Origin of the sequence: Reyranella aquatilis, from assembly GCF_020880995.1 — a bacterium.
Taxonomy (GTDB): domain Bacteria; phylum Pseudomonadota; class Alphaproteobacteria; order Reyranellales; family Reyranellaceae; genus Reyranella; species Reyranella aquatilis.
In genome coordinates this window covers 379,185-392,504 of sequence record NZ_JAJISD010000002.1, presented here as the reverse complement: position 1 = coordinate 392,504, position 13,320 = coordinate 379,185, and the positions used below count along the sequence as shown (strand labels likewise).

Sequence of the window (13,320 nt, the reverse complement as noted above, 5' to 3'; positions counted from 1 at the left end):
ATATCCATGACTGACACTAAGTATAAAAAATGTGCGTACTTATGCAAAGCGTACCGCAATGATAGGTGCGACCTCACACACAGTTGGAGGTCGCAATGTTCGTCATCATGGGAGCCAGCGGGCAGGTCGGTGGAGCGGCGGTCGCAGCGTTGAAGGGGCACGGCAAGGCGCTACGCGCCGTGTCGCGCGACCCGGCCCGGCTGGCGGGGCTCGGCGTCGAAGCGGTGCGCGCCGATGCGGGCGACACGGCGGATCTCACGAACGCCTTGCGCGGGGCAGAGGCCGCTTTCGTTATGCTGGTTCCGCCGCCGCAGGCGAGCGATGTCCTCGCGGAGGCAAGAAAGCTGGCACGCTCGGTCGCGGCCGCCGTTCGCGCGGCTGTCGTGCCGCATGTCGTGGCCCTTTCCTCGGTGGGTGCGCATCTCGCCGAGGGCAACGGCATCGTGCAGGCGCTGCACGACTTCGAAGTGGCCCTGGCCGGCGTCGCTCCGTCGCTCGTCTTCCTGCGGCCGGGCGATTTCCTCGAGAACTGGGGTGCCATGCTGCCGGTCGCGCAGACGGCGAGGGTGCTGCCCTCGGTCAAGGTCCCGCTCGACCTGCGGGGCGAGGCGGTCTCGGCGTTGGACGTCGGCCGCGCGGCGGCCGAGCTTCTCTGCGATGTGCAAACAGGCACGCGCGTGGTCAATCTCGCGGGACCGACGCAATACTCGGCTATCGACGCGGCGGAAATACTGTCGAGGCTGCTCGGGGGAACCGTCACAGCCGTGCCGTCGCCGCGCGCGGAGACGATGGCCGGTTTCGCCGCCGCCGGCCTGGGAGCGGACTATGCCCGACATCTGGCGGACCTCTATGAGGCGATCAACGCCGGCCGACTGGACTTTCCGGCCGGATCGGGCGAGTTGCGGCGCGGCACGACGACGCTCGAGGTGGTGCTGCGGCGGCTGCTGGGGATGGGGTGAGCATCGACCGCGGCGAAGATCCCGGGCTCCCGCGTCGGCCAGGATCGGCCGGCATCAGATCCACCGTCGGGTGCGAAGCTTGTAAGCCTCGAAGTCCGGACCGAACTTGGCGGCGAGCACCCGTTCCTCGGGCAGGATCTGAAAGCGGGTGATGTAGACGGCGAACAGCAGCGGGCCCGCCAAGGCCGCTGCGTTTGCCAGATGCGCCGCCCATCCCGCCAGCACGAGGAAGAGGCCGAGATACATCGGGTTGCGGGTCACGCGAAAGATCCCGGTCGCGACCAGAGAAGAGGTGGCTGCGGGCCGTGTCGGATTGACGGTCGTACGAGCACGCCAGAAGGACCAGGTGCCGGCCGAGGAGATGGCGATGCCGGAGGCGGCCAGCACCATCGAAACCGCCCGTCGTTCCGGCAACGCAAACGCGAGCGTCTCCAGGCCGTAGGCGGCCAGCCACATCGCCACTGCCATGAGCAGCGCGACGGCCGGCGGTGGGACCTTGAGTTCGAGTCTGATCACGCTTGGACTCTAGGTCCCGTCGCGGGAGCCGGACAAGGACGCAACATCCTCTCCCGCCGGCGTCAGGCTCAGGCAAGCCGGGCGGCGGCCTCGTCGTTTGCCTTCTGGCGCTTCTCCAGCATGGCGTGGATGCGCTCCTTCAGGCGCTTGACCCGCTCCGCTCCCGCCTTCTCCGGGCTGCCGGAATCGAAGGGCGGTTGCGGATCGTATTCGAGGGTGAGCTGGATCGACTTCGCCACTTCCTCGCCGGCCAGTTCGGCCGCGAGGGTGAGGCCGAAATCGATGCCGGCCGTCACGCCGCCGCCCGACACGCGATTGCGGTCGCGCACCACGCGGTCTGCCACGGGGATCGCGCCGAAGGCCGGCAGGAACTCGCGGGACGACCAGTGGCAGGCTGACTTGTAGCCCTTGAGCAGGCCGGCCGCGCCGAGCACCAGGGAGCCGGTGCAGACAGAGGTGACGTAGCGTGCGCCCGCGGCCTGCTTGCGCAGGAAGGCCAGCGTCTCCTCGTCGTTCATCAGTGCCACCTGGCCGCCGCCGCCGGGCACGCAGATCACGTCGAGCTGCGGGCAGTCGGCGAAGGTCGTGGTCGGCACGATGGAGAAACCAGCGTCGGTCGGAACCGGATCGAGCGTCTTCCAGATCATGTGCAGCTTGGCGTTGGGCACGCGGCACAAGACCTGCGCGGGTCCCGTCGCGTCGAGCTGCGTGAGATCGGGGAAGAGCAGGATGCCGATATGGACGGTGTCAGCCATGGGGTTCCCTTCGCGAGTTCAAAAGTCGATGGCCGTGTATAGCCGGTTCGGGCCTCTGGCAGAAATGACAAACAGAAGGTATTTTCTGCCAATGACCAAGCCCCATCGTATCGCTCTCCTCGCCTATGAAGGCTGCCAGCTCCTCGACGTGACCGGGCCCGCCGCGGTATTCGGCGCCGCCAACGATGCGCGCGATCGGCCGGCCTACGAGGTGCGGATCGTGTCGCCCGATGGCGGTGCGGTCGCATCCAATTGCGGCGTGGCGCTGATGAGCCAGCCGATCGGCGGGCGCTGCGACACGCTGCTGGTGGCCGGGGGCTCGCGTGGCCTGAAAGCCGTGATGGCGCGGGAGGATGTCCGCCGCTGGTTGCGCAAGGCAGCGCCGCAGGCGCGGCGCTTCGGCTCGGTCTGCACCGGTGCCTTCGTGCTGGCGGCGGCGGGGTTGCTCGATGGCAAGCGTGTGGCGACGCACTGGGCGAGCTGCAAGCGTCTCGCCGACAGGTATCCGGCGATCACGGTCGATGCCGATGCACTCTATGTCGTCGATGGCCAGGTCTGGACGTCCGCGGGCGTGACCACCGGCATCGACATGGCGCTGGCGCTGGTCGAGGCCGATCTCGGCGCGGCGACGGCCAACCTGATCGCGCGACACTTCGTGCTCTATGCGCGGAGGCCCGGCTACCAGTCGCAGTTCAGCCCGCTGCTGCAGGCGCAGACGGATGTCGACGCGCCGTTCGCCCGGCTGATCGAATGGATGCAGACGCATCTCGACGAGCCGCTCGACGTGCCGGCGCTGGCGGCGCGCGCCGGCCTGTCGGAGCGCAGCTTCTATCGCAAGTTCGTCGAAGCGACCGGCAAGACCCCGGCGCATTTCGTCGAGGGGCTGCGGCTCGACGCGGCGCGTACCCTGCTGGCCAAGGGGCTGCCGCTCAAGGCCATCGCCGGGCGCGTCGGCCTGCGTTCCTCGGCGCGGCTCGGCCAGGCCTTCGAACGCCGCTTCGGCATGGCGCCGTCATTGTTCCGCGAGATGCACGCCACGTCAGTGGCGTAGCCGCAGGCTGCTCAGGATCAGGGCGGTGAGGGCGAAGCCGGCGGCCAGCCAGAGGGCGGCCCGCGCGGCATCGGCGGCTCCGCCGCCAGAGAAATCGAACAGGCCGAAGACCAGCGCGACCAGCGCGGCCCCCATCGTCTGGCCGAGCGTCCGGGCGGTCGCGATGATGCCGCCGGCGCTGCCGCTGCGGTCGCGCGGCACGGCGTTCATCATCAGCCGGTTATTGGGAGAGGCGAAGATGCCGAAGCCCATGCCGCAGAGCACGAGGCGCCACACGATGTTGAAGGCCGACGGATCCGGTGGCAGCAACGCCGTCAGCACCAGGCCCGAGGCCATGCAGGTGAGGCCGATCGTGCCCAGGGCACCCGCATGGTGGCGGTCGGCCAGCCGGCCGGCGATCGGCGCCACGCCCGCCAGTGCCAGCGGCCAGGCCGTCAGCAGCAGGCCGGTCGCGGTGGCATCCCGGCCGAGCACGGTGTGAAAGAAGAAGGGGAGGCTCACGAAGGCGAGCCCTTGAGCCGTGAAGGTGCAGGTCGAGGCCGAGATCGACAGCGAGAAGATCGGCCGGCCGAACATGTCGATCGGCATCATCGGGTCGGCGAGGGTGCGCTGGCGCCAGACGAAGAGCGTGCCGAACAGGGCCGCGCCGACCAGTTCGGCCACGATCACGGGCAATGGATGGCCATGGCCGACGCCGTCGATGCCGAAGATCAGCAGGCCGAACGTGCCGCCCGACAGCACCGCCGAGGGCACGTCGAACGGCCGCTTGGCATGGGTCGTCACCGGCAGGAAGCGACCCGCGAGGAAGAAGGAAAGCAGGCCGAGCGGGATATAGACGGCGAACAGGATCGGCCAGCTCGTGATCGCGAGCAGAGCGGCGCCGAGGCTGGGGCCGGCGGCCAGCGAGGTCGCCACGACCGTCGTGTTGAAGCCGAGGCCGCGGCCGAGCGCGGCGCGCGGATAGATCGAGCGCACGAGGGCGGGCTGGATGGCCATGATGGCGGCACCGCCCAGTCCCTGCAGCGTACGGGCGGTGATCAGCCATGAAAGAGAGGGCGCCAGCACGCATCCGATAGACGCCAGCGAGAAGAACACCAGCCCCCAGCGGTAGACAGTGCGGTAGCCCACGATGTCGCCCAGCGCCGCCACCGGCAGCAGCAGGATCATCAGCGCGATCTGGTAGGCATTGACGATCCAGATCGAACTCTCCGCCGTGATCGCGAGATCCTTCGCGATGTAGGGCAGGGCGAGATTGGTCATCGAGTTGCTGAGCACCGCCATCGACAGGCCGATGGTGATGGTCGCCACGGCGGCGAGGCGCCGTGGCCCCGGCGGCATGCCGTCGGGGAGCGGACCGGCTGAAGCGGGCTCGGCCATGCTTACTGGGGAACCGTCAGTTCGTCGCCGCCGACGGTCGTGCGCTGCATCAGGCGCTTGTGCTTAGTCGCGTCATAGTATGTGGCGCGATGGAGAACGGCGCGATTGTCCCAGACGATCACATCGCCCTCGCGCCAGGCATGGGACATCATGAACTCCGGCTGCTCGGCGCGTTGCGCCAGCTCCCAAAGGATCGCCTTCGACATCGGCTCGGGCCAGTCGAGGATGCGGCCGGCATGGGCGCCGATATAAAGCGCGCGGCGACCATTGATGGGATTGTCGCGGAACATGCGCTGCTTCACGGGCGGCAGTTCCGCCAGCGACTTGGCGCTCAGGATCCCCTTCTGCACGCGGTCGCGCGAATGGGCGAGCGCATGCTCGGCGACCAGCGGATGGATCGTCGCCTGCAGCGCCGGCGGCAGCGCGTCCCAGGCCGCACGCATGTTCAGGAACTCGGTGTTGCCGCCCTCGGGCGGGCAGATCCGCGCCGTCAGGATCGAGCAGAGCGAGGGGATGCGCTTGAAGGACGAGTCGGAGTGCCAGAAGTAGTTGGCTTTCTGGTAGATCATCCGCATGTCGTCCGGCGGGATCGGCTCGCCGGTCATGATGTCGAGATTGGACTGGCGCGCGAACTTGGTGCCGGCGGCAGGATTGGCGCTGAGCGTCGTCTCCAGCGGCCCGAAATTCTCGCTGAAGGCGATCTGCTGATCGTCGTTCATCGGCTGGTCGCGGAAGAGGAGCACCGAATGCTCCTCGAACGCGGCGCGGATCGGCCCGAACTCGCGCGCCGAGAGCGGGCGCGTGATGTCGATGCCGGTGATCTCCGCACCGAACAGCGGATGGAGCTTGCGGACTTCGATGCTGCCGGTGTTGCGCATGGCCCTGTCCCCTCAGTCGATGATCGCCTGGTAGGTAAGCACGCGCAGCTCACGGCGGATCGGATAGGTCGACGACGGCATGAGCTGCGTCAGCAGCACTACGGCCATGTCCTCGACCGGATCGATCCAGAAGGCGGTGGAGGCCGCGCCGCCCCAGGCATACTCGCCCGGCGTGCCGGCGATGTAGGCCTTGGCCGGATCGATCATCACGGAGAAGCCCAGCCCGAAGCCGATGCCGGTGTAGGTCGATTCCGAGAAGCGCGGCGTGCCCATGTCGGCCATGTCGCCCTTCAGGTGGTTCATGGTCATCAGCTCGACCGTCTTGCGGCCGAGCAGGCGCACGCCGTCGAGCTCGCCCTTGTTCAGCATGAACTTGCAGAAGCGGAGATAGTCCGATGCCGTCGAGACGAGGCCGCCGCCGCCCGAGTTCACCTTGCGCGGCGCCAGGTAGCGGCTCTTGCCCGGATCGTCGATCAGATCGAGCCGGCCGCCGGGGCCCGCGGCATAGTTGGCGGCGAAGCGGTCGTGCTTGGCGGCCGGGACGTGGAAGTCGGTGTCGACCATGCCCAGCGGGTCGATGACCTTCTCCTTCAGATACTTCTCGAAGGGCTGGCCGGAGATCACCTCGACGAGGTAGCCCAGCACGTCGGTAGAAACCGAGTAGTTCCAGGCCTTGCCCGGCTGCGCGATCAGCGGCAGTTGCGCCAGCCGCTCTACGACCTGCTTCAGGCTGGTGTCGGCGGTCTGGAAGTCTACGCCGTCCTGCTTGGCGCGATAGGCGGCATCGACCGGATTGCTCTCCATGAAGCCGTAGGTCAGGCCCGACGTGTGGGTGAGCAGGTCGCGGAAGTTGATCTCTCGCTCGGCCGGCACGGTCTCGATCTTGCCGCGGCTGCCGCCCACCATGACGCGCGGATTGGCGAAGGCGGGGATGAACCTCGAGATCGGGTCGTCGAGCTGAAACCGGCCCTCTTCGTAGAGCATCATGATGGCCACCGAGGTGAGCGGCTTGGTCATCGAATAAATGCGGAAGATCGTGTCGGCGCGCATCGGCTTGTTGCGGGCCAGGTCCGACTTGCCCGCGACCTCGGCGAAGGCCAGTTCGCCCCGGCGCATGACGCAGGTCACCATGCCGGCCAGCTTTCCGCTGTCGACCCAGCCGTTCATCCAAGTGCGCACGCGGTCGAGCCGCGCTGCGGAAAGCCCGACCTGTTCGGGGGTGACGAGCGGCAGCGTGTCCATGGCGATCCTCCTGTGAGCCCCGCTAGACTAGCCCAGGACGACGGGTTTCAGACACGCAAAAGACGGGAGGCACCAATGGCGAGATTGTGCGAGGGACGGGTTGCGATCGTGACGGGCGGCGCCCGCGGCGTCGGCCGGGAACATTGCCTGATGCTCGCCGAGCACGGCGCCAAGGTGGTCGTGAACGATTTGGGCGGCGACCGGGCCGGCAAGGGCAACGACGTCGGACCGGCCCAGCAGGTCGTGAACGAGATCAAGGCGATGGGCGGTGAGGCCGTGGCCAACGGCGACGACGTTTCCGACTGGAACGGCGCCAAGCGGATGATCGACCAGGCGGTCGAGGCCTTCGGCAAGCTCGACGCCATCGTCCTCAATGCCGGCATCCTGCGCGACCGCATGCTCGTCAACATGAGCGAGGACGAGTGGGACGCCGTCATCAAGGTGCATCTCAAGGGCACCTTCGCGCCGGCTCGCCACGCGGCCGCCTACTGGCGCGACCAGGCGAAGCTGAAGGGCGGCCCGGTGGATGCGCGTATCATCACGACGACCTCGGTCTCGGGCATCTACGGTAACATCGGCCAGACCAACTACGGTGCGGCCAAGGCCGGCATCGCCTCCTTCACCATCATCGCGGCGCGCGAACTCGCCCGCTACGGGATCACGGTGAACTCGATCTCGCCGTCGGCCTTCACGCGCATGACCGAGGACCTGCGGGAATACACGGACGAGGACAAGAAGCGCCGCGATCCGAAGTGGATCGCGCCCGTCGCCACCTGGCTGGTGAGCGAGGACAGCCGCGAGGTCACTGGTCGCGTCTTCCAGGCCGGAAACGGCATTTTCGCCGTCGCCGAGGGCTGGCATAAGGGCCCCACGGTCGAGCAGATCATGGATCCGGTGCAGGCCGGCAAGGTGCTCAGCGAGATCGCGAAGAAGGCGCGCAAGAACGCCGGGATGAACGGCCTCGATCTGGACTGAAGCAAAACAGGGAAAAGGAAAACACATGAAGACGATCAATCGCCGCACGGCGCTCGCGGCCACGGCGGCGGCTGCCCTGATTCCGGGCGCCGTGCGTGCCCAGGCCTGGCCGAACAAGCCGATCCGCTGGGTCGTGCCCTATACGGCGGGCGGGCTGACCGACGTCACCACGCGCCTCACGCTAGAGAAGATGAACGTCGGGCAGACCTTCGTCGTCGACAACAAGCCCGGCGCCAACTCTCTGATCGGCGCCGAGATCGTCGCCAACGCCGCGCCCGACGGTTACACGTTCCTGACCGTGATCGCGGCCCACGCGGCCAACAAGACGCTCTATGCCGGCAAGCTGAAGTTCGATCCGGTGAAAGGCTTCGAGCCGGTCTCGCTGGTCGGCGTCGCGCCGCTCATCATCACGGTCACCAACGATCTGCCCGTGAAGAACGTCGGGGAACTGATCGAGTACGCCAGGAAGAACCCAGGCAAGATCTCGTTCGGCTCTTCCGGTGTCGGCGCCGCCGCGCATCTCACCAGCGAGCTGATGAAGCAGGTGACGGGCACCAACATGGTGCATGTGCCCTACAAGGGCACGGCGCCTGCGCTGGCCGATCTGGCCTCGGGCAACATCCAGATGCTGATCGACGCACCGATCGGCGTGATGGCCCAGGTCCGGGCCGGCAAGATCCGCGCGCTGGCGATGTTGTCGAAGGATCGCGTGCCGGGCGTCGAGGAAGTTCCGACCATCGTGGAGTCCGGCGGACCGCTGATCGAATCCTCGACCTGGGTGATGTTCCTCGCGCCGGCGGGTACGCCGAAGGACATCGTGGACAGGATGTCGACGGAAGTGGGGCGTGCCCTGAAGGACGAAGCGCTGCGCAAGCGCCTCGCCGAACAGGCTGTCATCCCTGTCGGCGCCACGCCGGCCGATACGGGCAAGTTCCTTCAGAATGAGATCGACAAGTGGGAGAAGGTCATCACGACCGCCGGCGTCAAGCCCGACGCCTGATCCCGCATCGGAGCGGTGGCGCCGGCTGTGCCGGCGCCGCCCTTTCGGCTCAGTCCGCCGCGAAGCAGTAGAGCAGGCCCGCACCGCCCGTCGCCACCAGCGAGGGCAGGTCGCAGCCGCGCGATGGATGGGAGGTGTTCCACGACTTGGACGGGGCATCGTCGCGCAGGCCCATGCGATCGGTGTGACCGACCATGGCGCTTCCCTCGCCGCTCTTCGTCCAGTTGCCGCAGGTCATGTCCTTGTCCGGCGGAAAGGCGGTGCCGTCAGCCTGTGTGCCGGTCAGGATGTCGTGCTGGTTCACCGTGTACAGGCGGCTCGGGATCAGCCTGCCGGTTTCGGCGACGCTGGTGGCTGCGGTCAGCTTGTTGTTGTCCGAGTGCAGGTCCTCGACGCTCGATGCGATCTGAACGCCGTTGGCATTCGCCCACGGTCCCTTGCCAATGCGATCCCGGGCGTTGACCGCGGTCGCACCGCCGACGGCCTGGGTGCTGAGATAGGCCCGCCAGGTCTTGGCACCGGCGCCGGCCTTGGTGGCAAGCGCCTGGCAATGCCGGTCCGCGCCCTCGAGGCCGCCGAAATTGGCGCCCTGCGGGCCGCCGGTGCTGGTGATGAAAAAGGTCATGTTGGGAAATTGCGGCGGCGTCTGCTGCGCCTGCGACGACGTGACTGAACCAGCCAGCAGGAGCGTCGAAGCGGCAAGGGCCGCGAATCCGGATCCGAGTCTCATGTCGATTTTTCCCCAATTTTCATATGTTGCCGCGAGTTCCATCCTGACTTTCAGAGCCTGTGAGGCCCATTCAACTTCTCGTGCGCGGCGGCGGAAAAGCACCCCTGCCGACAGTGCTTGTGCAGCCTCAGCGCTTTACTCGCCGCGCGCCGTGTCGTTTCCTTCGGTCATGGTTTCGGCCCTCAGCCTGGCGAACGGCCTCACGCTTCTGTTCGCCGCCCTCTGCCTCTGGACGATGGCGGCGCAGTCGCGCGGCGGCGTCACGACATTGGGCCGTCTCGCGCTGCCCGGCGGTTTTGCGGTGCTGGCGACCCTGATGCTTCTCGCTGGCGTCTTCGAGGCGAGCTTCCTGTTCGACATCCTCTGGGTCGCGGCTTTTGCCGTCGGCTCGGTGATCGGGCGCATCCGCGGATGGATGCTGAGCGTGCAGTCGAACCGGGAGTCGGGCCTCGTGTCGCTGCCGGCGACGGTCGATGGCCTCGTCGCCGCCCTCATCCTCGTCGCGCTCTCCGTCGTCGACTTCTCGTCGGCGATGATGGGCGAGGCGCTGATCGAACCGGGATACATCGCCGCGGGCAGCGCGCTCTGCGCTGGCTTCCTCGGTTATCGCGTCCTGGTGATTGCGCTGCGCGTCGTGCGTCCGACGAGCGACAAGGTCTCTCCCGCGGCCTGACGGTCGGCCGCCCTCACAATCCCCGAAGCGTCTCGAGCACGCGCGGCTGCGGCCAGGTCCATCCGCTCGCGCTTTCATGGGCGCGCATCGCACGCAGCACGACCTCGTCCGCGCGCGGCGGGCCGATGATCTGCAGTCCGACCGGCAGACCCGCCTGAGTGAGACCCGCCGGCATCGACGCGGCGGGTTGGCCCGTGAGATTGCAGGGAAGGGTGTATGGCGCACCCTTGGTCCAGCGCGGGAACGCATCGGAATTGTAAAGCGTCTCCACCGGCGGAGCGGCGGTCGGCGTGACGGGCGCCAGCAGCAGGTCGTAGTTGCGATGCCACAGCGCGAGGTCGCGCGCGAGCTTGCTCTTGGCTTCGTAGGCGCGGGCGTAGTCGGCGAGGGTGATCGACAGGCCCTTTTCCGCGAGTGCGCGCAGGCCGGGGTCGAGCTTGTCGTGGAGCTGGGTCGGGATCTGGCGGAAGCGCGTGGCGAAGCCGCCGATCCATAGCGGCTCGAAATGCTGCTGCAACGGCTCGAACATCGGACCGACTTCCTCGACATGTGCGCCGAGATCCTCGAAGCGTTTCGCGGCGGCGACGATGAGGTCGCGTACTTCCGGATCGGCCGTCACATGGCCGAGGTCGAGGCTGAGACCGATCTTCCAGCCGCGCACGCCGGCGTCGAGGCCCACCGTGTAGTCGCGCGCCTCGGCGGGCAGCGACCGCCAGTCACGCGGATCGGGACCGGCCGTGAGGTTGAGCGCCATCGCGGTGTCGAGCACCGAGCGCGCCAGCACGCCCTGGCTGATGACATCGGCGAAGGGTGCGTCGGCGGGGGATTGCGGGATCCGTCCGTAGGACGGCTTCAGGCCCACGAGGCCGGTGTGCGCGGCGGGTATGCGGATCGACCCGCCGCCGTCGTTGCCATGGTTGAAGGGGTTGACGCCGGCCGCCGTGAGCGCCGAGGCGCCGCCCGAAGAGCCGCCCGGCGAATGGGCGAGGTTCCAGGGATTGCGCGTCGTGCCCTGCAACGGCGAATCGGTCAGGGCCTTCCAGCCGAATTCCGGCGTGGTCGTCTTGCCCAGAAGAATCATGCCCCCCGCAAGGAACCGGTCGACGACGGCTGCGTTCTCGATGGCCGGAGTCTCGTCCGTCGAGTAGGAGCCGACACGGGTCGGCCAGCCCCTCACGTTGGTGGTGTCCTTGATGGTCGTCGGTATGCCGTCGAACGGCGACAGGGGGCTTCCTTGCTGCCAGCGTGATTCCGCGGCCCTTGCCGCGTTCAGGGCTCCTTCGGCATCGATCAGGACGAAAGCGTTCAGATGAGGTTGCAGCGCCGATGCACGCTTCAACATCGCATTCACGAGTTCGACCGGAGAAGCCTGACGTCGCGAAAAAAGTTTTGAGAGTTCCGCTGCGGAAAGCCAGTCGAATGCAGAGTCAGACATGCGCAATTGGTCGGTTCTCGACAAACATTGGATGTTTCAGAGTGAGGATGACGATGCAGTGTCGACTCTGATTTCTCCCAAGTCGAGAGCGTATTGGAGGGGGTACGTGATGGAAACTGTTACAGCGCTTGTCGCCGCCGGGGCCGCCTTCGCGGCAAGCTATCTCATCGGACGATCGCTGACGGCCTCGCTTCTTCTCGTGATGCTGGGCGGGCTGCTTGCGGGCGCGAGCTTCGCCGTCCTGTTCTTCGTGTCGACCGTGACGGTCGGCCACATGATGCCTGGCCTGTTCGAGCCGTGGCTTCTCGGCGTTCATTTCATCGCGCTCGCCATCGTGGGACCGCTCGGGGGAGCCGCGATTGCAGGACTGACGCACCGCCACGTCGAGCGCGCCGACGCCTCGCGCCTGCCGTTCTGAAGCGAGGGCGCCCGGCGAAACGGGCGCCTTTCCTGCGACGGCCTCGCCCCGGTAAGCTCCCCGACAAATCGGGGAGGCAGGAATGGTCGAGGTCAGGCTCGGCGCCGGTACGGCGGTGCGCATCGAGGAAAGCTACGAACCGAACTTCGAAGCCAGGAGTTTTTTCCCCGATTGGGATGCAGCCGTCGTGGACCGTCATCGCGACTGGCTCGTGCCGGCGCACTACGACGAGGCCTCCGGTTTCCTGAAGCTCAGCATCCACAGCTGGTTGCTCAAGATCGGCGGCAAGACGATTCTGATCGACACTTGCGTCGGCAATCACAAGCCGCGTCCTCATCGGCCCAAGTGGCACCTGATGGAAACGAAGTACCTCGAGCGGCTGAAGGCGGCCGGCGTCGAGCCCGACCAGATCGACATGGTCATGTGCACGCACCTTCACGTCGACCATGTCGGCTGGAACACGCGGCTCGAGAACGGCAAGTGGGTCCCGACCTTCCGCAACGCCGAGTACGTCTTCAGCCGCGCCGACTACGATCACTATCTGAAGCTGGACAGCGATCCCGCGTCCGGCCCGGTCAATGGCGGCTCCTTCCGTGACTCGGTGCTGCCGGTCGTCGAGGCGGGGCTCACACGCATGGTCGATGGCGCCGCTCAACTCGACGAGCACCTGAAGGTCGAGCCCGCGCCCGGCCATACGCCGGGCACCATCGCCATCCAGTTCGACTCGCGCGGCGAGAAAGCGCTGTTCTGCGGCGACATCCTTCATCACGCACTGCAGGTCTATCATCCCGAATGGAACAGCTTCGCCTGCGCCGATGGCGTCGGCGCGCGCAAGAGCCGGCGCGCGGCGCTCGAGCATTGCGCCGGCAATGGGGCACGGCTGATGCCGTGCCATTTCGGGGCGCCGTTCAGTTGCCACATCGACCACAAGGGCGATGGGTTCGTGCCGCGCTTCGGCGGGCAATTCTAGGGGAGAGAAGAATGATCTACGAAATGCGCGTCTACCGGTGCGTGCCGGGCCGGCTGCCGGCCCTGCTCAACCGCTTCAACACCATCACGCTCAAGATCTGGGAGCGGCACGGCATCAAGCAGGCGGGCTTCTTCACGACCCTGATCGGCGAGTCGAACCAGGAGTTGACCTACTTCCTTGCCTGGGAATCGCTGGCCGATCGCGAGAAGAAGTGGAATGCCTTCGCCGCCGATCCGGAATGGCTGGCCAAGCGCGCCGAAACCGAGAAGGACGGCGCCATCGTCGAGAACGTGGCGGTGCAGATGCTGACGCCGACGGCTTTCTCGTCGGTCCAGTAAGCC

Annotated in this window: 15 protein-coding genes; 8 read left to right on the top strand and 7 right to left on the bottom strand. The window is 67.0% G+C overall.

The annotated features are described in order from the left end of the window. Nucleotides 1–95: 95 nt before the first annotated feature. Nucleotides 96–959: an NmrA family NAD(P)-binding protein gene (locus tag LJ725_RS07695; RefSeq protein WP_230550049.1), complete on the top strand. Its 864-nt coding sequence runs from the start codon at nucleotides 96–98 to the stop codon at nucleotides 957–959. A 54-nt stretch (nucleotides 960–1,013) separates the two neighbouring features. Here the strand turns inward: LJ725_RS07695 and LJ725_RS07690 are convergent, their stop codons facing one another. Then, entirely contained in the window at nucleotides 1,014–1,475 is a 462-nt protein-coding gene (locus tag LJ725_RS07690; protein ID WP_230550048.1) for a methyltransferase family protein, read from the bottom strand. A 68-nt stretch (nucleotides 1,476–1,543) separates the two neighbouring features. Continuing rightward, nucleotides 1,544–2,230 carry a DJ-1/PfpI family protein gene (locus tag LJ725_RS07685; RefSeq protein WP_230550047.1) on the bottom strand — a complete coding sequence of 229 codons (687 nt, stop codon included), beginning with the start codon at nucleotides 2,228–2,230 and terminating at the stop codon, nucleotides 1,544–1,546. A 91-nt stretch (nucleotides 2,231–2,321) separates the two neighbouring features. On the opposite strand from LJ725_RS07685, the gene LJ725_RS07680 reads away from it, so the two are divergent. Next, nucleotides 2,322–3,281, top strand: coding sequence for a GlxA family transcriptional regulator (locus LJ725_RS07680; RefSeq protein ID WP_230550046.1), 960 nt, complete (start codon nucleotides 2,322–2,324; stop codon nucleotides 3,279–3,281). Here the strand turns inward: LJ725_RS07680 and LJ725_RS07675 are convergent. Genes LJ725_RS07675 through LJ725_RS07665 form a run of 3 tightly spaced genes read right to left on the bottom strand, consistent with a single transcriptional unit; the run spans nucleotide 3,270 to nucleotide 6,778 of the window. Beyond that, the gene (locus LJ725_RS07675) at nucleotides 3,270–4,658 is read right to left on the bottom strand and encodes an MFS transporter (RefSeq protein ID WP_230550045.1); all 1,389 of its coding nucleotides are present in this window, start codon (nucleotides 4,656–4,658) and stop codon (nucleotides 3,270–3,272) included. The two genes, LJ725_RS07680 and LJ725_RS07675, sit on opposite strands and share 12 nt — an antisense overlap. 2 nt (nucleotides 4,659–4,660) lie before the next feature. Beyond that, complete coding sequence (locus LJ725_RS07670) at nucleotides 4,661–5,536, bottom strand: TauD/TfdA dioxygenase family protein (RefSeq protein ID WP_230550044.1); 876 nt, start codon at nucleotides 5,534–5,536, stop codon at nucleotides 4,661–4,663. Nucleotides 5,537–5,548: 12 nt separating this feature from the next. Continuing rightward, nucleotides 5,549–6,778, bottom strand: coding sequence for a serine hydrolase domain-containing protein (locus tag LJ725_RS07665; RefSeq protein ID WP_230550043.1), 1,230 nt, complete (start codon nucleotides 6,776–6,778; stop codon nucleotides 5,549–5,551). A 75-nt stretch (nucleotides 6,779–6,853) separates the two neighbouring features. On the opposite strand from LJ725_RS07665, the gene LJ725_RS07660 reads away from it, so the two are divergent. Further along, entirely contained in the window at nucleotides 6,854–7,753 is a 900-nt protein-coding gene (locus LJ725_RS07660) for an SDR family NAD(P)-dependent oxidoreductase (RefSeq protein ID WP_230550042.1), read from the top strand. A 25-nt stretch (nucleotides 7,754–7,778) separates the two neighbouring features. Further along, nucleotides 7,779–8,753, top strand: a complete 975-nt coding sequence (locus LJ725_RS07655) for a Bug family tripartite tricarboxylate transporter substrate binding protein (RefSeq protein ID WP_230550041.1) — start codon at nucleotides 7,779–7,781, stop codon at nucleotides 8,751–8,753. 49 nt (nucleotides 8,754–8,802) lie between these two features. Here LJ725_RS07655 and LJ725_RS07650 read toward each other — a convergent pair whose 3' ends face one another. Then, nucleotides 8,803–9,483 (bottom strand): lectin, encoded by a 681-nt coding sequence (locus LJ725_RS07650; RefSeq protein ID WP_230550040.1) that lies wholly within the window; start codon nucleotides 9,481–9,483, stop codon nucleotides 8,803–8,805. 151 nt (nucleotides 9,484–9,634) lie between these two features. Between LJ725_RS07650 and LJ725_RS07645 the strand changes: the two genes are divergently transcribed. Then, complete coding sequence (locus tag LJ725_RS07645; RefSeq protein ID WP_230550039.1) at nucleotides 9,635–10,156, top strand: hypothetical protein; 522 nt, start codon at nucleotides 9,635–9,637, stop codon at nucleotides 10,154–10,156. A gap of 13 nt (nucleotides 10,157–10,169) precedes the next feature. Here LJ725_RS07645 and LJ725_RS07640 read toward each other — a convergent pair whose 3' ends face one another. Beyond that, nucleotides 10,170–11,591 (bottom strand): amidase, encoded by a 1,422-nt coding sequence (locus LJ725_RS07640; protein WP_230550038.1) that lies wholly within the window; start codon nucleotides 11,589–11,591, stop codon nucleotides 10,170–10,172. A gap of 109 nt (nucleotides 11,592–11,700) precedes the next feature. Here LJ725_RS07640 and LJ725_RS07635 point away from each other — a divergent pair, with 109 nt between their 5' ends. From LJ725_RS07635 to LJ725_RS07625, 3 genes are all read left to right on the top strand, one after another. Then, nucleotides 11,701–12,009, top strand: coding sequence for a hypothetical protein (locus tag LJ725_RS07635; RefSeq protein ID WP_230550037.1), 309 nt, complete (start codon nucleotides 11,701–11,703; stop codon nucleotides 12,007–12,009). A gap of 82 nt (nucleotides 12,010–12,091) precedes the next feature. After that, a complete protein-coding gene (locus tag LJ725_RS07630) occupies nucleotides 12,092–12,979 on the top strand; it encodes an MBL fold metallo-hydrolase (protein WP_230550036.1) in 888 nt (295 codons plus the stop codon). An 11-nt stretch (nucleotides 12,980–12,990) separates the two neighbouring features. Beyond that, nucleotides 12,991–13,317, top strand: a complete 327-nt coding sequence (locus LJ725_RS07625; protein WP_230550035.1) for an NIPSNAP family protein — start codon at nucleotides 12,991–12,993, stop codon at nucleotides 13,315–13,317. The last annotated feature ends 3 nt before the right edge of the window (nucleotides 13,318–13,320 follow it).